The sequence below is a fragment of the Nocardia elegans NBRC 108235 genome (assembly GCF_001612845.1).
Taxonomy (GTDB): Bacteria; Actinomycetota; Actinomycetes; order Mycobacteriales; family Mycobacteriaceae; genus Nocardia; species Nocardia nova.
Genome location: NZ_BDBF01000018.1, coordinates 43,395 through 60,626 on the forward strand (window position 1 = coordinate 43,395; position 17,232 = coordinate 60,626).

Sequence of the window (17,232 nt, forward strand, 5' to 3'; positions counted from 1 at the left end):
CTACCGGCACCGCCCCGACCGTCGCGGGCCCCCACACCGCCACGCCCACCGGGTCCGCTGTCGGTGGGCCGGGCAGCATCGGGCAGGCCCCGGGCACGGTCGGTGTCGCTTCACCGACCGACGCCACCGCGCAGGCACCGGCATCGGGCTCCGTCGAGCAGGGCACCACCCCGCAGGCTTCCGACGGGCACGACGGTGTGGCGCCGACCGACCGGTCGACGACCGTCCGCCCCGAGTCGGAGCACACGAGCGAAGCGGGAGTGGCAGGAACCACCGGTTACATCGCTCCCTCCGGGCCGGACTCGACGACCGGATTCGCCCCGGCGACGGAGACACCCGCGACCGGCTGGGCGCCGCCGCCGTTACCGGGAGACCCCCCTCCGGCCGCCGGAGGGCTTCGATGAGCGTCGAGGCGGTGGTGGACGACGGGAAGGTGCGCTGCGGCTGGTCGCAGTCCTCGCGGCTCTACCGGGACTATCACGACACCGAGTGGGGCCGGCCGCTGCACGGCGACGACGCGCTGTTCGAGCGGATGTGTCTCGAGGCGTTCCAGTCTGGGCTGTCCTGGATCACGATCCTGCGCAAGCGGCCGGCGTTCCGCGTGGCCTTCGCCGGATTCGCCATCGACCGGGTGGCCGAATTCGGGGATGACGATGTGGAGCGGCTCCTGGCCGATCCAGGCATCGTGCGCAATCGCGCCAAAATCCTTGCTTGTGTCGCCAATGCCCGGGTTGCACGGGAGTTGAGCCCCGGGCTGGACGAGCTGCTCTGGTCGTTCGCGCCGCCCGCTCGCCCGCGCCCGCGCGAACTGTCCGACGTGCCCGCCGTCACACCCGAATCCGTCGCTCTCGCAAGAGAACTCAAGAAGCGCGGGTTCCGGTTCGTAGGTCCGACCACGGCGTACGCATTGATGCAGGCGACCGGAATGGTCGATGACCATCTGGCCGATTGCTGGGTCGATCTGCGGCGTTGATCGCGCGCCACGCCGGTCGGTTTTCGAACTCAGGTACCCGGCCGGTTCGCTGATAAGGAAGAATAGGCGTGGTGCAGCCCAACCGGACATGCCTGTCGCGTCCGGCGGCTGCCTGTTGGTGACAACACATTAGTTCCGAGAAGTGCGCAGCAGACCGCGCGGATCTGGAGGGAGCAGAGGATGGCGGCCATGAAGCCCCGCACCGGGGACGGTCCCCTCGAGGCAACCAAGGAAGGGCGTGGAATCGTCATGCGGGTTCCACTCGAGGGTGGCGGGCGTTTGGTCGTCGAGCTCACGCCGGAGGAAGCGGCAGCTCTCGGTAAAGAGCTCACCGCGGTCACCAGCTAGCCGCTCGACCCAACGAAATACACCGGTGATGAAATTGCCGGCGCGAACCCGCGCGCGCAGATCCGGCCGGGTCACCGGCTGGATCTGCGCCCGTCGCGTCGGCCTCCTCGACCGGGCGGCCGAGAATGCCCGGCGGATCGCATGACCGGACCGAACCGCGGAACACGGCAGGCGGCACAGGGCACGACGCCGGAGCCGCCCACAGACCACGCCTCGCCCTTGGCCGCGATCGCATCCGCGGTGGCCTGCCCGGAATGTCGTGCGGGCGTCGAGCTCCGGGATCGTCGCCTGGTGTGCGAGTCGGGCCACAGCTTCGACATCGCCAAACAGGGTTATGTCAGCCTGCTGACCGGCGCCGCGACCAAGATGACCGGCGATACCGCCGACATGCTGGACGCCCGGGCACGATTCCAGAGCGCGGGCCATTTCGACCCGATCGCGCGCGCGACGGCCGACGTCGTCGCGGACGGCGCACCGACCGGCACGATCCTCGAAATCGGCGCCGGCACCGGTTACTACCTGGCCGCCGGGCTGGAGGCGGCGCCCGCCGCGCACGGCATCGCACTCGACGTCTCGAAACCGGCGGCGCGCCGGGCCGCTCGCGCCCATTCGCGTGCGGCATCGATCCTCGCCGACGTCTGGCGGGGGCTGCCGATCCGGGATCGTGCGCTCGACCGGGTGCTGTGCGTCTTCGCCCCGCGCAATCCGGCCGAGGTCGCGCGGGTGCTGCGCCCCGGCGGCGCCTTCGTCGTCGTCACACCCACGCCGCGCCACTTGGCCGAACTCATCGCCCCGCTGGACATGGTGGGCGTGCAGACGGACAAGGACTCACGCCTGACCGACGCGCTGGCCACGGATTTCCGGCCTGCCGGACGCGTCACGGTCGAATACGAGATGACCCTCGATCACGCCGCGATCGCGAATGTGGTCGGCATGGGTCCGTCGGCTCATCACGCCGCCGCATCCCGCGACGACCTGATCGCCGGTCTCCCCGAAGCGATGCCGGTGACGGCCTCGGTCACCGTCGCGGCCTACCACCGCTGACCGGCGACCACCCTGCTCACCGGAAGAAGGCCGCAACCCGCTCCCGGTCGGCATAGACGTAGATCTCCGCGATACGTCCGTTCGTCACCGTGAAGGCGAGCAGCACCCCGGGCTGCCCGTCGAACATGATCACCGCACCGGCGGCGCCGTTCACCAGCAGCGGCCGCACATCCGAGGTCGGCCGGGCGAACAGCAGGGCGCGGGTGGCGGTGTCGCGCGGGCCGTGAATTTCCCAACCGACTCCCGCACCGGCGTCGGCGCGCAGCACGATCTCCGGGGCCAGCTGCGCCACCAGAGCCTCGAAGTCGCCACGGCGGGCGGCGGCGAAGAACGCCTCCACCACCGCGCGCTGGTCGGCGAGGTCCCCGTCGCGTGTCGGCGCGGCCCGCAGCCGGCGACGAGCGCGACTGGCCAATTGGCGGGCGGCGGCCGGGGTCCGGTCCAACAGTGCGGCGATGTGATCGAACGGCACCGCGAAGCTGTCGTGCAGAACGAAGGCGATACGTTCGGCCGGATCCAGCTGTGACAGCACCATCTGCATCGCCAGGCCGACCGAATCCGCCAGCAGCACTTGCTCTTCCGGCGCCGCGGGACCGTCGGCGGCGACGAGCAGCGGATCCGGCAGCTGGGTGCCGCTCGGGTGTTCGGGCCGAGACCGTCGGGTGCGCAACAGATCCAGGCAGGTGTGCGCCACAGCCGTGGTGAGCCAGGCATCGAGGTTGCCGACCGCGCGGGGCGGGCTGCGATGCACGCGCAGCCAGGTCTCCTGGACGGCATCCTCGGCATCGGTCGCCGAGCCGAGCATGCGGTGCGCGAGCGCCCGTAATCGCGGTCGCTGGTCGTGCAGCCGTTGCAGGGCCTGGTCGCGCTCGCTCACGCCGGTCACATCCTCGCCACGCGCTACGCCGTATCAAGTGTGGCCGTATCAGTGCGACCACTCACCATCATCAGCCAGGAGGCAGCCATGCGCAGTCTTTCCCGCTCCGCGCCGGCCGGTACGACCACGTCGGCCGGCACCATCGGACACCTTGCCCGCCGCGACCGCTCACCCGTGCTCGCGATCGCCGACGGCCGCTACCGCACCGTCGGTTATCGGGTCGCCACCGCGGCCATTGTCGCCGAGGCCGGGGTGGGCGGCATCTGGGATCTCGCCCGCATCCCGTTCGTGACCGATGTGGTCACCCAGCTCGGGTATCCACGCTATTTCCTGGTGTTGCTCGGCGTGTGGAAGATCCCGGCCGCGATCGTGCTGGCCGCTCCCCGGCTCCCCCTGTGCAAGGAATGGGCTTATGCCGGAACGTTTTTCGTCTACACCGGCGCGATCGCCTCACATCTGGTCACCGGGTACGCCCGCGCGGAAGTCGGGATTTTGAGCGTCATGACCGCGCTGACCGTCACGTCCTGGGCGCTACGGCCCGCCGACCGTTGCCTGCCCGGCCGTCAGCCCTTGCGGATGCGGTCGTAGAGGTCGGTGGTGCGGGCGGCGACCTGCGCCCAGCTGAATTCGGCCGTCGCGCGTGCCCGGCCGGCCGCCCCGAACCGCGCCGCGGTCTCCGCGTCCCCCGCGAGGTCGTTGACCAGGTCGGCGAGGTCTCGTTCGAAGTCGCGCGGCGCCTGCGGGTCGTAATGCGCCAGTCGTCCGGTCTGCCCGTCGAGAACCACTTCCGGAATCCCGCCGACGTCCGAGGCGACCACCGCGGTACCGCAGGCCATCGCCTCCAGATTCACGATCCCGAGCGGCTCGTACACCGAGGGGCAGATGAAAACGCTTGCGGCGGAGAGGATCTGGCGCACCTGCTCGGTCGGCAACATATCGCGGACCCAGAACACGCCGCCGCGTGTCGCCGCGAGTTCGCGCACCGCCGCGGCCGCCTCGGCCTCCAGCTGCGGCGTATCCGGTGCGCCGGCACACAGCACCAGCTGAATCCCCGGGTCGATATCGCGCGCCGCGGCGAGCAGGTGGGCGACCCCCTTCTGCCGGGTGATGCGGCCGACGAACGCCGCGATCGGCGCATCGTCGCGTATCCCCAGTTCGGCGAGGACATCGCGGGCCTCGGGCACCGGCCCGCCCGGGAACCAGGCCCGCGTGTCGATTCCGTTGTGCACGACGTGTACTCGCCCGGGGTCCACGGTCGGGTAGGCATCGAGCACATCGTGGCGCATGCCCTCGCTGACCGCGATCACCGCGTCGGCATTCTCCATCGCGGTGCGCTCCGACCACGACGACAACCGGTAACCGCCGCCCAGTTGTTCGGCCTTCCACGGCCGGCGCGGTTCCAGCGAATGCGCGGTGAGGACGTGCGGGATGCCGTACAGACTCGCGGCCAGATGTCCCCCGAGCCCGGTGTACCAGGTGTGGGAGTGAACGACGTCGACCGCGCCGACGGCATCGGCCATGCGCAACTGCGCCGACATCATCTGCAGGGCGGAATTGGCGGCGTAGAGCATCGGATCGGGCTGATGGACCACCGCATCACCGCGTTCGGCGCCCATGCAGTGCACCGTCACGTCGCACAGCCGACGCAACTGCGGGACCAGTTCGGTCACGTGTACGCCGGCCCCGCCGTACACCTCGGGGGGATATTCGCGGGTCAACATCGCGACCCGGAGCCGGTCGGGGTCGGCAGGCGATATCGGCTCGCGGCCGCCATCCGCGAAACTCACCGGTCCAACCTAATCGGTACGCCCCCGCCCCACCACACCTGCCCGGCCACGCCGGAGTGAACCGGCATCGGACACGCCGTGGCCTGGGACGGTAGGTTGAATTCCGTGAGGAGCCAGCCGCACGTACTCGGAGTAGTGCTAGCCGGTGGTGAGGGCAAACGACTCTTTCCCCTCACCAAGGACCGCGCCAAGCCGGCGGTCCCGTTCGGGGGCGCGTACCGCCTGATCGACTTCGTCCTCTCCAACCTCGTCAACGCCGGTTATCTGCGCATCTGTGTGCTGACCCAGTACAAATCGCATTCCCTGGACCGGCACATCTCCCAAACCTGGCGGCTGTCCGGCTTCGGCGGCGAATACATCACTCCGGTCCCGGCCCAGCAGCGGCTGGGACCGCGCTGGTATACCGGCAGCGCCGACGCGATCATGCAGTCGCTGAATCTGATCTACGACGAGGATCCCGACTACATCGTGGTGTTCGGCGCCGACCACGTCTATCGCATGGATCCCGAACAGATGGTCGCCCATCACATCGATTCCGGTGCGGGGGTGACCGTGGCCGGAATCCGGGTGCCGCGCAGCGAGGCCAGTGCCTTCGGGTGCATCGATTCCGACGAATCGGGCCGCATCACGCAATTTCTGGAGAAACCGGTCCATCCGCCCGGCACACCCGACGATCCGAATATGACCTTCGCCTCGATGGGCAATTACGTCTTCACCACGAAGGTTCTCGTCGACGCGATCCGTGCCGATGCCGACGATGTCGATTCCGATCACGACATGGGTGGCGACATCATCCCGGCGCTGGTCTCCCAGGGGCAGGCCGGTGTCTACGATTTCGCGCGCAACGACGTTCCGGGTTCCACCGACCGCGACCGCGGCTACTGGCGCGACGTCGGGACGATCGACGCCTTCTACGCAGCCCATATGGATCTGGTCTCGGTGCACCCGATCTTCAATCTCTACAACAAGCACTGGCCCATTCGAGGCACGGCCGAGAATCTGGCACCGGCGAAATTCGCGCAGGGCGGGCTCGCCCAGGAGTGCATCGTGGGCGCGGGCAGCATCCTGTCCGCGGCGACGGTGCGCAATTCGGTGCTGAGCTCGAATGTGTTCATCGAGGACGGGGCGACCGTGGAGGGCAGTGTGCTGATGCCCGGAGTGCGGATCGGCCGCGGTGCGGTGGTGCGGCGCGCGATCCTGGACAAGAACGTCATGGTCGGCGAGGGCGAGATCATCGGCGTCGATCTGGACCGCGACCGCGAGCGGTTCGCGGTGAGCAACGGCGGCGTGGTCACCGTCGGCAAGGGCGTCTGGGTCTGAGCCCCCGATGTCGGGGTGAGCAGCCCGCTCAGCGGCCCGGCATCGGATACTGCGGCGGCGGGGCCGGTTCGGTGACTCCCGGACTTTCCGGCGTGTAGCAGAACGGCGCACAGGTACCGTGCGGCACTCTCGGATATCTCGACGGATCGTCGAACTTGTCGTCACTGACCAGCAGCATCACCAGCAGTGCCACGAAGACCGCCGCGCCGAGGCTGACGAGAGCCAGGACCAGCCACCCGCGAGGCGCGACCTCGATCAGGATTCCGCGCTCGTACACTCCCCGCCTCCCGGTACCGCCGAATTACCCACTGTGCCAATGGTATCGGCAGTCCGGTGGTCCCGGCCACGGAAAGTGCCGCCCGGCGCTCCGGGAGGGGAGCGACCGGGCGGCGAAATGCCTTGCGGATCAGCGCAGATCGCGTCGGCGCCAGCCCGCGAGTCCGATCGCGGTGATCACCAAGGCGAGCAGCAGCAGCACGATCACCGGCATCGCGCGGAAGTCCTCCGCCGGCAGTTTCGGCAGATGACCGAAGGGGTTGAGGTCCAGAACCCATTGCGGCATACCGGAGATCGAGCCGAGCAGATAGATCGCCACCCCCGCGGTGAACACACCCCACGCCACCGGAGTCCAGCGCGGCAGCAGTCCGAACAGCAGCACGGTGATCGCGGTGAACACCCACACCGCGGGAATCTGGATCATCGCCGCTTCCAGCGCCTGCGGGAACTTGCCGCCCATATCCGACGCGGCGATCCCGTAGGACAGGCCGCCGATCACACCGGAGGCGAACAGCGCCACCACCGGACCGCCGAATGCGAAGATCAGATGGCTTGCGGCCCAGCGAATTCGGCCGACGGCGCCGGTGAGGACGGTTTCGGCGCGATCGTCGCTCTCCTCCGCGTACATCCGCAGCGCGGCCGAGATCGAGAAGGCCGCCGCGCCCAGGCCGACCATCGAGAAGGCGGTGTTCAGGAAGGCCTGTTCCACCCCCTGCGAACCGCCGAGCCGGGCGATGATGTCGCGGACCGTCTGACTGGAGCCGATCTCGTCGCCGATGCCGTGAACCACGCTGCCGATGATCAGGCCGTAGAGCGCGAGCCCGACGATCCACGCCGCCAGGGTGCCGCGCTGCAACCGCCAGGCCAGCCCGAACGGCCCGCTCAGCAGCGCCGATCCGGCGGTGGGACCGGGCCGGTCGGCGATCAGTCCGGCCCCCATGTCGCGCCGCCGCAGCAGCGTGTAGGCGACCGCGACCAGCACGACGGTGGTCACCACATGCAGCAACAGCACCCACCAGCGATCGCCGGCGAAGGGACGGACCTGCAGTGACCAGCCCTGCGGCGACAGCCAGGTCAAGATGTCGGTCGGACCGTCTCCGGCCCGCGCGTCACCGATGGCGCGCAGGGTGAAGGTCGCCGCGAGCACCGCCAGCGCGATGCCGCGGGCCAGCCGGGCACTCGCACTCAGTTGCGCGGCGACCGCGGCGACGGCCGCGAAGACGATGCCCGAGGCCGCCAGCGCCGCGCCGAAGGCCAGCGAACCGTCGAACGGCACTCCCGCCGAGGCGATGCTCAGCGTCGCGACGATTCCGACCGCCACGCAGGCGGCGCAGGTCAGCAACAGGGTCGCCGTCAGGGCGGCGAAGCGGCCCACCCGGGTCGAGGCGAGCAGCTCCTCGCGTCCGGTCTCCTCCTCGGCGCGTGTGTGCCGGATGACGGTGAGAATCGTGGCGATGCCGATCAGGGTGTAGAACGCCCCTGCCTTCCACACGCCGGCCGCACCGATGCTGGTGTTGTAGATCGGGCCGTACAACGCCAGCTGCGCCGGGCTGGACAGGATGGTGTGCGCGAAATTCTGCAGATCGGCCGGCGACGAGTACAGATTCTTCACGCTGGAGACGTAGACGCTGCCCAGCGGCGCCGAGAGCAGCAGCACCCACAGCGGCAATACGATGCGGTCCCGCCGCAGATACAGGCGCAGTAGCTGCCCGGTGCCGGTGAGATCCGAGGACCGAGTGGAGCGTTCGGCGAATCCGCCATGCGGGCGGTCGAGGGTCGCGGTGGTCATTTCGTCGCCTCGCTCAATGCCTGCTCGTCCCGCGACCCGGACGTGTGCGCGGGTCGCCGGGCATCGGCCGGCGCGTCGCCGTCGAGCGAATAGTGGCGCAGGAACAGCTCTTCCAGCGTCGGCGGCTGACTGACGAGGCTGCGCACTCCGGCGTCGCCGAGCACCCGGATCAGTTCGCCGAGATGTTCGCTGTCGACCTGGCAGTGCAGGGTGTGGTCCTCGATCGTGACGTCCTCGACGCCCGCGATGGCGCCGATATCGCCCGGGTCGCCGATGAGTTCGGCCTTGATGGACGTGCGGCTGAGATGACGCATCTCGGCCAAGGTGCCGCTCTCGACGGTCTTACCGGCGCGGATGATCGTGACCCGATCGCACAGCGCCTCCACCTCGGAGAGGATGTGGCTCGACAGCAGCACGGTGGCACCGCGCTCGGCCGCCTCTCGCGCACATTCGCGAAAGACCTGTTCCATCAACGGATCCAGACCCGAGGTCGGTTCGTCGAGCAACAGCAGTCGCGCGTTCGAGGAGAACGCGGAGACGAGTGCCACCTTCTGCCGGTTGCCCTTGGAGTATGCGCGCGCCTTCTTGCGCGGATCGAGTTCGAAGCGCTCGATCATCTCGGCGCGGCGCGCGGTATCGATGCCGCCGCGCATCCGCGCCAGCAGATCGATCGTCTCCCCGCCCGACAGCGACGGCCACAGCGTGACATCGCCCGGGACGTAGGCGATATCGCGATGCAACTCGACCGCATCGGTCCACGGATCGCGCCCGAGCACCCGGGCCTGCCCCGAGGTACGCGCCAGAATGCCGAGCAGAATGCGGATGGTGGTCGACTTGCCGGCCCCGTTGGGCCCGAGGAAGCCGTGCACCTCTCCCTCGGCGACCTCGAGGTCGAGGCCGTCCAGGGCGCGTACCGATCCGAAATGCTTGTGCAGCTTCCGGACCTCGATTGCCGATGACATCTAATCTCCTTGTGAGATAAGGGTTCACATTTCGGCGAGCAACGAGTCGAGCACCGAGGAATCGGCGAACAGGCCGTGGGTGTTGGCCTCGACCGCCGGCAGCATCATCTGGTCGGCGTACTCGCGCAACGCTTTTCGAAAGTCGAGCTTTCCTTCGTGGCGGGCGGCGTAGAGCTGCAGGAAGAAGAAGAATCCGCCGCCGTTCTGCACCGCCAGATAGTTCGCCGTCGCCGATACGTCCCTGGGCCGGCGCAGGGTGCCGGCCTCGATACCGACCTCGAGGTAGGACTCCACGTCCGCGCGCATCTGATCGAACAGCGAGGTCATCAGCGTTCCGCCGGCCTGGAAGCTGCGCATCAGATACGCGGTGTAGGGCGCGAACTCCTCGATTTCGGCGAGGGCCTTCAGGGTCGAATTCGGCGAGGGCTGTTGGACGTATTCCGTCTTCGCGGCCCGGATGACGGCACGTACGTGCTCATCACACGCCTCGCGCAGGCCGTCCTTGGAACCGAAGTGGTGATTGACGAGGCCGGGCGAAACCCCCGCCGCCTTGGCGATGGCCCGCACCCCGACCCCGAATCCCTCTTCGCCGAAGACGACGATCGCCGCGTCCCGGATCCGGGCGGGCGTGCTCAGATCCGAGGCGGATCCTTCCGGTACGGCTGCTCCCTTAAACACATGTTCAATATACTAAACACTCGTTCAATCCGCACGCAAGACTCGGTCCGTGACAAATTTCGGAAGCCGAACGCGCAGGTAGACAGCTTTCAGCGAGCTATTTCCGGAACCGGCTCGATCGAACCGCCGGAGAACCGGGAGCGGCGACTAGCCGCGCGAGGCGCAGAGCAGCCCATCTCCGACCGGGATCAGCACGCTGGTCAGGGCAGGGTCCTCGGCCACGGCCCGGGTCGCCGCCCGCACCGCCTGGGTCGCGGCGTCACGCTGCGCCGGATCGGGCACCCGCCCGCCCAGCAGCGCGTTGTACATCAGCACCGCCCCGCCCTCGCGCAGCAAACGTACGGCCTGCTCGACGTATTGCGGATGCTCGAGCGGGGCCGCGTCGATGAACACCAGGTCGTAGGCGCCGTCGGCGAGCCGGGGCAGCACGTCCAGAGCGCGGCCGTTGATCAGCCGGGTGCGCGCGGGCGCGATATCGGCCGCGCGGAAGGCGTCCTTGGCCGCACGCTGATGTTCCGGCTCGGAGTCGATCGTGGTCAGCGTGCCGTCCTCGCGCATGCCGTCGAGCAGCCACAGGCCGCTGATTCCGGCGCCGGTGCCGACCTCGACCACCGCTCGGGCGCCGAGCAGCTGGGCGTACATGCTGAGCAGCGCTCCCACCGACGGCGGCACCGGCGCGGCGCCCAGTTCGGTGGCCCGCTCCCGCGCGGCGATGAGGATCTCGTCCTCGACCACGGATTCCTCCACGTAGGCGAGGTTGCGCTGCAGGGCCGATGCCGCTGGGATGTGGCTCACGAATATGAGGCTAACGGCGTGGCTGTCCGGGGGCGCGACGACGGCCGGTGTTTTTCTCAGGTGTCCCTCAGCCTCCCCATACCACCGGCACATCGGGAACCGCCAGAGTATTGACCAAGCAAGGGCCGGCCGACCGCCGGAAGGCGCCCGGGAACACCGGACTCGGGTCCGGGGTTGTATCCGGTACGCGACGACCACCAGTCGTCGTGCGCCTTCCACGGTCCCGAGTAGGAGGTCACCCCATCCACAAGGTCGATGCGGCGCGCGAGTACGCCACCCTGCCCGAGTCGAGTCTGCCGATCGGCGTCTCGGCCGATTACGAGCTGCCCGCTGCCGCTCGTAACGATATCCGTACCGAAGTCGAAGTTCGTCCGGAAGCCGAAGTCGGTCTCGACGCCCGGGCCGTCGTCGCGAACGGCGCCGACTTCGACGATACCGAATCCGTCGCGGGCGAGGCCGCGGACGACGACGCGCTCAGCGGTACCGCCGCCTTCGACGCCACCGGCGACCGCACCATGATGCCTACCTGGGACGAACTGGTCCGCGAGCACGCCGACCGGGTGTACCGGCTGGCCTACCGCCTGACCGGTGACCCGCAGGATGCCGAGGATCTCACCCAGGAGACGTTCATCCGGGTCTTCCGCTCGCTGCAGAACTACCAGCCCGGCACGTTCGAGGGCTGGCTGCACCGGATCACCACGAATCTGTTCCTCGACATGGTCCGCCGGCGCAACCGCATCCGGATGGAGGCACTGCCCGAGGACTACGACCGGGTGCCGTCCGAAGGTCCCGGGCCCGAGCAGGTCTATCACGATGCCCGGCTGGATCCGGACCTGCAGCGGGCGCTCGACGCGCTGGCGCCGGAATTCCGCGCGGCCGTCGTGCTGTGCGATATCGAAGGTCTGTCCTACGAGGAGATCGGCGCTACCCTCGGTGTGAAGTTGGGTACCGTGCGCAGCCGGATCCACCGCGGCCGTCAGGCACTGCGGGAATACCTTGCGCATAATGGTTCTCAGCAGCGGTTCGCCGCTGAGGAGAAAGTCGGGTAAACAGCGGTGCAGCGCCGCGGCCGTGCCCGGCGAAGCTGTAGTCCGTCGGAAGGGTGTGCATCCGTATGACCGGCGAGGGTCGTTTCGCCCCCACCGAACACCTGGCCAATGAGGCCGTCGTCGCATATGTCGACGGCGAGCTGAGAATGAACGCCTATCTGCGCGCGGCCGAACATCTGTCCCGCTGCCCCGAATGCGCCGCCGAGGTCGAGGCGCAGCAGCAGGCCCGGGTGGCATTGCGCCGGGCGGCACAAATGCAGATTTCCGCGCCGACCGACCTGCAGGACACGCTGAGCAGAATTCCGCTGGCCGACCTGACCGGACGTAGCACCGAAGATATATCGCGCGGCGCGAGTTTCCTCGGGCTGCGGGCGGATTCGTTCCGTTTCGCTTCCTCCTCGAATCGAGAAATGGGATTCGAGAGCAGGCGGTGGACGGGATGGTGGCGCAAGTAGAGTTTGCGAACGTGACCACCGAATCGACGCCGTCCGCTTCATCGGATTCGGCGGCCAGGGGGAACCTGAGGCCGTCGGACGCGCCCGTGCTGGGGCCGCGCCCGGTGTACCGCCCGGATATCGATAAACACACCGCCCGCGCTTTCCGCCGCCCCGAGGGGCAGGCCGGATCCTTCGCACCGCACACCCAGGCCGCGTCCGCGCCGCGCCACGACAGTCCCGAATTGGTCAATCGCCCGCCGGACGCGGTGCTGGCCGAGGCCTTCGGACGGCCCGCGGGTTCGGACGAGCGCCTGCAGCGCGATCCGGACGCCGCAACCGACACGCCCGATAGCGGCGCACCGGTCGACCCCTGGCGCGATCCCGCCGCCGCGGCCCGACTCGGTGATCCCGCCATCCACACCCCCGCCCCGCAGCCGCTGCCGCCGGGTACCAAACTCGGCGCCCGCGAGGTGCTGTTCGGCGGCAGGGTGGCGCCCAAGGCGTTGGCCGTCCTGGGTGTGGTCGCCCTGATCATCGGCGTGCTCGGCGGCCTGGTGGGCCGGTTCACGGCCGAGAACACCGGGGCGCTGACCTCGCGCAAGATCGCGCTGCAGCAGGAGAGCAACACCGACAAACCGCACAGTCAGGTCGCCAAGGTGGCCGACGCGGTACTGCCCTCGGTCGTCTCGATCCGCGAGACCGTCGGCGACAACGGCGCCCTCGGTTCGGGCGTGGTCATCGACGGCAACGGCTATATCGTCACCAACAATCACGTCATCTCGATGGCGGCACAGGACAAATCCGGGCGCGCCAAGATCCAGGCCACCTTCTCCGACGGCACCAGGGCTCCGGCCCAGCTGGTCGGCCGCGACCCGAAGACCGACCTCGCGGTCCTGAAGGTCGACGTCAAGAACCTCACCGTGGCCCGGCTCGGGAAGTCGAGCGATGTGCAGGTCGGTGACGACGTGCTGGCCATCGGCTCGCCGCTGGGCCTGAGCAAGACCGTCACCTCCGGCATCGTCAGCGCGTTGCATCGCGCGATCCAGGAGAGCCCGGAGGCCGGCGACGACACCGCCGGCGCCTTCGACGCCGTGCAGACCGATGCCGCGATCAACCACGGCAACTCCGGCGGCGCCCTGGTCGACGGCGAGGGCCGGCTGATCGGGATCAACACCGCCATCCGCAGCGAAAGCGGCGGATCGGTCGGCCTCGGCTTCGCGATTCCGGTGGATCTGGTGCAGCGGGTGTCGCAGACGCTGATCCGCGACGGTGTGATGTACCACCCGTGGCTCGGCGTGAGCGCGAAGACCAAGCAGGTCGAGAACGACGTCATGAGCGGCGCCGCGGTGGCCGATGTGGTCGGCAACAGCCCGGCCGCCAAGGCGGGTATCGCCGAGGGCGACGTAATCGTCAAGGTGGGTGATCGGCAGGTCACCGAACCGGCCGAACTCACCGTCGCCGTCCAGTCCCACCAGATCGGCGAGACGGTGAATTTCCAACTGATCCGCGACGGCCGTCAGGTCGATGTGCCGGTGACGCTGGAATCCGATAAGAACGCCCCGCAAGCACCCCAGTAGCCTGGTCTTATGTTCAACATCGGCTGGCCCGAGATGGTGATCCTGGTGGTCGCCGCGCTGGTGATTCTCGGCCCGGAACGGCTGCCGGAGGCGATTCGCTGGACCGCGCAGAGTCTGCGCCAGGTCCGCGACTATGCCTCCGGCGCCACCAGCCAGCTGCGCAACGATCTGGGACCCGAGCTCGACGAACTGCGCAAACCGCTCGAAGAGCTCAACGAGCTGCGCAAGCCGCTCGAAGGTCTGCGCGGTATGACGCCGCGGTCGATGGTCACCAAGCACCTCTTCGACGGTGACGATTCGCTGTTCACCGGCACCTTCGGGGCAGCGAATCCGGGCAACGGCTCGTCCGGCGATTCCGGCACCTCACAGACCGGCTCGCCGAATTCTGTGAGCGCACCCAACTATTCGGTGCCCGAGCCGCCGAAACCGCTCGACCGCAACGAAAAACCGCCGATCGATTTCGACGCCACCTGACCGAAAAGCACTGATAGCACCCATTACGGACCGTCCGGTCCGGCCCAAATGCCCGGTGTGCTCGATGGATTCGGCCCCCGCGGCGGATTCGTCAACCGGACTAGACACATCCGGCTGTCGAGCTATCTAGACTTCGCACATGTCAGCCGACGAGGTGGCACGGGTGTTCGCGATCGAAGACAAGGTCGAACGCCTCAAGGCTGCCACCGAAGGGGTCGCGGCGGCCCAGCAGACCATCAACGAGCTCACCCGCATCCGCCGAGCGGTGATCAGGGAGTTGCACGCCGAGGGCTGGACCTTCGCCAGGATCGGTGCGGCAGCAGGACTTTCACGCGCCCGGATTCACCAGGTCAGCACCCAGGGCCCGGTGCCGGAGGGGCTGTTCTTCGGGCACGGACCACTCACCGTGCTCACCCCGGACCTGCGCGCGGTCACACGCGCCACGCCGTTGATCGGCGCGCCGGACGCCGCCGCCCCGCACCGGCTGGCAGAACTGTTGCGACAGCTGGGATTCACCGTCACGGTCGAACGATTCCTCCCCGGACGTCCCCTGAATCTCGACCGCGAGGGCCTGATCGTGCTCGGCGGTCCCGAATTGTCGCCCAGTCTGCGCTATCTGGTATCGGCCGACCCGCGGCTGCGCCGGACCCTGGCCCGGGCCGGGCGGGTCCGCCGCGCGATCGAGGACCGGGCCGCCCGCCGGATCTACCGGCCGGGCGGCACCGAGCCCTACGACATCGCCTATCTGGCGCGCCTGCCCCGCCCCGACGGCCACGGAACCATTCTCGTCATCGACGGACTACATCCGCCCGGATCGCTGGGCGCGATACGGCTTCTCGGAACACGGCTGGCGACTCTGCACGAACGCGCCGACACCCGTGCGTTCTCGACGGTGGTCGGCGTCCGCTACGACCGCCACACCGGCGAACCGATCGAAGTGGATCTGTTGACCCCGATCTACCGTCACGAACGCTGAATCTTCGGCGTCGGCTCCGCCGCCGAAAGATTCCGGCGGCACCGGCTCGCGGCGGGATTCAGGCGGCAACCTCTTCGGGGCGCAGGGTGTTCATCGGCGGCCGATCCGCGAGGTGCACATCGGTGGTCAGTGCCGTGAATTCCTCACCGACCAGCGGGAATTGCGTCAATGCCGCACCCGAATCTCGAATTCCGCTGCGTCCCAGCACGGTTCCGAGAATCTGCCGGCTCATGACACCCAGATCCGACAGCGGACGATTGCGATGCGTGCGCACGCCCAGATTCACCTGGCCGATCGCCGAGAGGCCCAGCATGTCGAAAGTGTCCAGCAGCAGACCGATCTCCACACCGTAGCCCGGGGCGAACGGCACCGCGGTCAGCAGTTCGCGCGTCCCCGCGTACTCACCGCCCAAGGGCTGCAACACCTTCGACAGATCCGGACGCAACGCCGCCAGCAGCGGCCGCGCCACCAGTTCGGTCACCCGGCCACCACCGTGCTGCTCCACCGCCGCGCCCTGGCGCAGCGGCCGCCGGTAGTAGGCCTTCACCAGATGCATACCGTCCACGGTCAGCAGCGGACCCAGCAGTTTCGGCACGAACATCGGATCGGGATCGATCAGATCCGAATCGACGAACGCCACCAGGTCGCCGGAGGTCGCGGCCAGCGAGCGCCACAGCACCTCGCCCTTGCCGGGCACCGGCTCCAGTTCGGGCACGGCCTGCTCGCGGGTGACCACCTGCGCCCCGGCCGCCCGAGCCCGCTCGGCCGTCGCGTCCACGGAACCGGAATCCAGCACCACCAATTCGTCGACCAGCGTGCCGAGCAGCGGCCGGATACTGGCCACCACATCGGCGACCGTGCGTTCCTCGTTCAATGCGGGCAGCACCACCGACACGGTGCGCCCGTCCTTCGCGTCGACCAATTCGTCGATCGCCCACTGTGGTCGGTCCCACGTATTCGTGGCAGTCCAATCGAACGTCATACCAGACCTCGCAAGGTTCGTGCGGGGGGCCGGATGCCCTGAATCGCCGCGATCATGTCCACTACTCGCCGGGTTGCGGCGACCTCGTGAACTCGGAAGACCCGGGCGCCGGCCGCGGCCGCCCACGCGGTTGCCGCCAATGTCCCCTCCAATCGCTCGGAAAGTCCGACACCAAGAGTCTCTCCGATGAAATCCTTATTACTCAGCGCCATCAAGACCGGCCATCCGGTATTTACAAGAATGTCCACGGCCCGCAACAGTTCGAGCCCGTGATACGTGTTTTTCCCGAAATCGTGGGTCGGATCGATGAGAATCGCGTCCGCCGCGACCCCTGCCGCGCGCGCCGCCTCGGCGGCGCGGACCAGGGTGTCGGTGACCTCGGACACCACATCGGTGTACCGGACCCGATGCGGCCGGGTACGCGGCCGAGCGCCGCCGGTGTGGCTGCACACGATCCCCACGCCCAGTTCGGCGGCCACGCCCGCGAGCTGCGGATCCGCCCCGGCCCAGGTGTCGTTGATCAGATCCGCACCCTCGGCCACCGCCGCCCGCGCCACCTCACTGCGCCAGGTGTCCACACTGATCAACAGGTCCGGATAGCGGGCGCGAATGGCCGCCACGAACGGCACCACGCGTCGCGCCTCCTCCGCGGCGTCGACCTCGTCCCCCGGCCCGGCCTTCACCCCGCCGATGTCGACCAGATCCGCCCCCTCGGACACGGCTCGCGCCACCGCGGCCATCGCGGCGACGTCGGAGAAGGTGGCGCCCCGGTCGTAGAAGGAATCGGGGGTTCGGTTGACGATCGCCATCACCAGCGCCCGATCCGTCGCCACCGGCTTACCGCACAGGGTGGACAGCGGTGACGCAGAATTCATGGAGGTGAGTCTA

General features: G+C 68.6%; 19 protein-coding genes. 10 read left to right on the forward strand and 9 right to left on the reverse strand.

What is annotated here, in order from left to right; genetic code table 11:
- The first annotated feature begins 400 nt into the window (after window positions 1-400).
- From NE2_RS14920 to NE2_RS14925, 3 genes are all read left to right on the forward strand, one after another.
- A complete protein-coding gene (locus tag NE2_RS14920) occupies window positions 401-973 on the forward strand; it encodes a DNA-3-methyladenine glycosylase I (RefSeq protein ID WP_106958511.1) in 573 nt (190 codons plus the stop codon).
- A 180-nt stretch (window positions 974-1,153) separates the two neighbouring features.
- Window positions 1,154-1,321: a DUF3117 domain-containing protein gene (locus tag NE2_RS34965; protein ID WP_064902036.1), complete on the forward strand. Its 168-nt coding sequence runs from the start codon at window positions 1,154-1,156 to the stop codon at window positions 1,319-1,321.
- A 141-nt stretch (window positions 1,322-1,462) separates the two neighbouring features.
- On the forward strand, window positions 1,463-2,365 hold the full coding sequence (locus tag NE2_RS14925) for a putative RNA methyltransferase (protein ID WP_084494049.1): 903 nt from the start codon (window positions 1,463-1,465) through the stop codon (window positions 2,363-2,365).
- A gap of 16 nt (window positions 2,366-2,381) precedes the next feature.
- Here the strand turns inward: NE2_RS14925 and NE2_RS14930 are convergent, their stop codons facing one another.
- On the reverse strand, window positions 2,382-3,242 hold the full coding sequence (locus NE2_RS14930; protein ID WP_063026761.1) for a sigma-70 family RNA polymerase sigma factor: 861 nt from the start codon (window positions 3,240-3,242) through the stop codon (window positions 2,382-2,384).
- Between the two features lie 87 nt (window positions 3,243-3,329).
- Between NE2_RS14930 and NE2_RS14935 the strand changes: the two genes are divergently transcribed.
- A complete protein-coding gene (locus NE2_RS14935; protein WP_084494064.1) occupies window positions 3,330-3,830 on the forward strand; it encodes a DoxX family protein in 501 nt (166 codons plus the stop codon).
- On the opposite strand, the gene glgA is transcribed toward NE2_RS14935, so the two are convergent.
- Window positions 3,806-4,963, reverse strand: coding sequence for a glycogen synthase (gene glgA, locus NE2_RS14940; RefSeq protein ID WP_063026763.1), 1,158 nt, complete (start codon window positions 4,961-4,963; stop codon window positions 3,806-3,808). The two genes, NE2_RS14935 and glgA, sit on opposite strands and share 25 nt — an antisense overlap.
- 171 nt (window positions 4,964-5,134) lie before the next feature.
- Here glgA and glgC point away from each other — a divergent pair, with 171 nt between their 5' ends.
- Window positions 5,135-6,349 carry a glucose-1-phosphate adenylyltransferase gene (glgC, locus tag NE2_RS14945; RefSeq protein WP_030514900.1) on the forward strand — a complete coding sequence of 405 codons (1,215 nt, stop codon included), beginning with the start codon at window positions 5,135-5,137 and terminating at the stop codon, window positions 6,347-6,349.
- Window positions 6,350-6,377: 28 nt separating this feature from the next.
- Here glgC and NE2_RS14950 read toward each other — a convergent pair whose 3' ends face one another.
- From NE2_RS14950 to NE2_RS14970, 5 genes are all read right to left on the reverse strand, one after another.
- Complete coding sequence (locus tag NE2_RS14950; RefSeq protein ID WP_030514899.1) at window positions 6,378-6,626, reverse strand: hypothetical protein; 249 nt, start codon at window positions 6,624-6,626, stop codon at window positions 6,378-6,380.
- Between the two features lie 129 nt (window positions 6,627-6,755).
- Window positions 6,756-8,414: an ABC transporter permease gene (locus NE2_RS14955; protein ID WP_063026587.1), complete on the reverse strand. Its 1,659-nt coding sequence runs from the start codon at window positions 8,412-8,414 to the stop codon at window positions 6,756-6,758.
- Window positions 8,411-9,376: an ABC transporter ATP-binding protein gene (locus NE2_RS14960; RefSeq protein WP_063026589.1), complete on the reverse strand. Its 966-nt coding sequence runs from the start codon at window positions 9,374-9,376 to the stop codon at window positions 8,411-8,413. Before NE2_RS14960 ends, NE2_RS14955 begins: the two co-directional genes overlap by 4 nt.
- Before the next feature lie 24 nt (window positions 9,377-9,400).
- Window positions 9,401-10,054, reverse strand: coding sequence for a TetR/AcrR family transcriptional regulator (locus tag NE2_RS14965; RefSeq protein WP_030514896.1), 654 nt, complete (start codon window positions 10,052-10,054; stop codon window positions 9,401-9,403).
- A gap of 147 nt (window positions 10,055-10,201) precedes the next feature.
- Window positions 10,202-10,840, reverse strand: coding sequence for an O-methyltransferase (locus tag NE2_RS14970; protein ID WP_104392717.1), 639 nt, complete (start codon window positions 10,838-10,840; stop codon window positions 10,202-10,204).
- Between the two features lie 215 nt (window positions 10,841-11,055).
- Between NE2_RS14970 and sigE the strand changes: the two genes are divergently transcribed.
- From sigE to NE2_RS14995, 5 genes are all read left to right on the forward strand, one after another.
- Window positions 11,056-11,898 carry an RNA polymerase sigma factor SigE gene (gene sigE / locus NE2_RS14975; RefSeq protein ID WP_063026591.1) on the forward strand — a complete coding sequence of 281 codons (843 nt, stop codon included), beginning with the start codon at window positions 11,056-11,058 and terminating at the stop codon, window positions 11,896-11,898.
- 65 nt (window positions 11,899-11,963) lie between these two features.
- Window positions 11,964-12,353 carry an anti-sigma factor gene (locus tag NE2_RS14980; RefSeq protein ID WP_063026593.1) on the forward strand — a complete coding sequence of 130 codons (390 nt, stop codon included), beginning with the start codon at window positions 11,964-11,966 and terminating at the stop codon, window positions 12,351-12,353.
- Window positions 12,338-13,912 (forward strand): trypsin-like peptidase domain-containing protein, encoded by a 1,575-nt coding sequence (locus NE2_RS14985; protein WP_063026595.1) that lies wholly within the window; start codon window positions 12,338-12,340, stop codon window positions 13,910-13,912. The genes NE2_RS14980 and NE2_RS14985 overlap by 16 nt, the downstream gene beginning before the upstream one ends.
- A gap of 9 nt (window positions 13,913-13,921) precedes the next feature.
- Window positions 13,922-14,386: a Sec-independent protein translocase protein TatB gene (gene tatB / locus NE2_RS14990; RefSeq protein WP_063026597.1), complete on the forward strand. Its 465-nt coding sequence runs from the start codon at window positions 13,922-13,924 to the stop codon at window positions 14,384-14,386.
- Between the two features lie 139 nt (window positions 14,387-14,525).
- Complete coding sequence (locus NE2_RS14995) at window positions 14,526-15,362, forward strand: hypothetical protein (protein WP_030514890.1); 837 nt, start codon at window positions 14,526-14,528, stop codon at window positions 15,360-15,362.
- A 58-nt stretch (window positions 15,363-15,420) separates the two neighbouring features.
- On the opposite strand, the gene NE2_RS15000 is transcribed toward NE2_RS14995, so the two are convergent.
- Both NE2_RS15000 and folP read right to left on the reverse strand, forming a co-directional pair.
- Window positions 15,421-16,344 carry a glucosyl-3-phosphoglycerate synthase gene (locus NE2_RS15000; RefSeq protein ID WP_082940569.1) on the reverse strand — a complete coding sequence of 308 codons (924 nt, stop codon included), beginning with the start codon at window positions 16,342-16,344 and terminating at the stop codon, window positions 15,421-15,423.
- Complete coding sequence (gene folP / locus NE2_RS36580; protein ID WP_084494050.1) at window positions 16,341-17,219, reverse strand: dihydropteroate synthase; 879 nt, start codon at window positions 17,217-17,219, stop codon at window positions 16,341-16,343. Before folP ends, NE2_RS15000 begins: the two co-directional genes overlap by 4 nt.
- Between the last annotated feature and the right edge of the window lie 13 nt (window positions 17,220-17,232).

Excerpts from the sequence above, each read along its gene's own strand:
- folP (WP_084494050.1), bottom strand. The coding sequence starts at position 17,219 with ATGAATTCTGCGTCACCGCTGTCCACCCTGTGCGGTAAGCCGGTGGCG.
- NE2_RS14925 (WP_084494049.1), top strand. The coding sequence starts at position 1,463 with ATGACCGGACCGAACCGCGGAACACGGCAGGCGGCACAGGGCACGACG.
- glgA (WP_063026763.1), bottom strand. The coding sequence starts at position 4,963 with ATGTTGACCCGCGAATATCCCCCCGAGGTGTACGGCGGGGCCGGCGTA.
- NE2_RS14960 (WP_063026589.1), bottom strand. The coding sequence starts at position 9,376 with ATGTCATCGGCAATCGAGGTCCGGAAGCTGCACAAGCATTTCGGATCG.
- NE2_RS14980 (WP_063026593.1), top strand. The coding sequence starts at position 11,964 with ATGACCGGCGAGGGTCGTTTCGCCCCCACCGAACACCTGGCCAATGAG.
- NE2_RS34965 (WP_064902036.1), top strand. The coding sequence starts at position 1,154 with ATGGCGGCCATGAAGCCCCGCACCGGGGACGGTCCCCTCGAGGCAACC.
- NE2_RS15000 (WP_082940569.1), bottom strand. The coding sequence starts at position 16,344 with ATGACGTTCGATTGGACTGCCACGAATACGTGGGACCGACCACAGTGG.
- NE2_RS14995 (WP_030514890.1), top strand. The coding sequence starts at position 14,526 with ATGTCAGCCGACGAGGTGGCACGGGTGTTCGCGATCGAAGACAAGGTC.
- NE2_RS14920 (WP_106958511.1), top strand. The coding sequence starts at position 401 with ATGAGCGTCGAGGCGGTGGTGGACGACGGGAAGGTGCGCTGCGGCTGG.
- NE2_RS14935 (WP_084494064.1), top strand. The coding sequence starts at position 3,330 with ATGCGCAGTCTTTCCCGCTCCGCGCCGGCCGGTACGACCACGTCGGCC.
- NE2_RS14955 (WP_063026587.1), bottom strand. The coding sequence starts at position 8,414 with ATGACCACCGCGACCCTCGACCGCCCGCATGGCGGATTCGCCGAACGC.
- tatB (WP_063026597.1), top strand. The coding sequence starts at position 13,922 with ATGTTCAACATCGGCTGGCCCGAGATGGTGATCCTGGTGGTCGCCGCG.
- NE2_RS14985 (WP_063026595.1), top strand. The coding sequence starts at position 12,338 with ATGGTGGCGCAAGTAGAGTTTGCGAACGTGACCACCGAATCGACGCCG.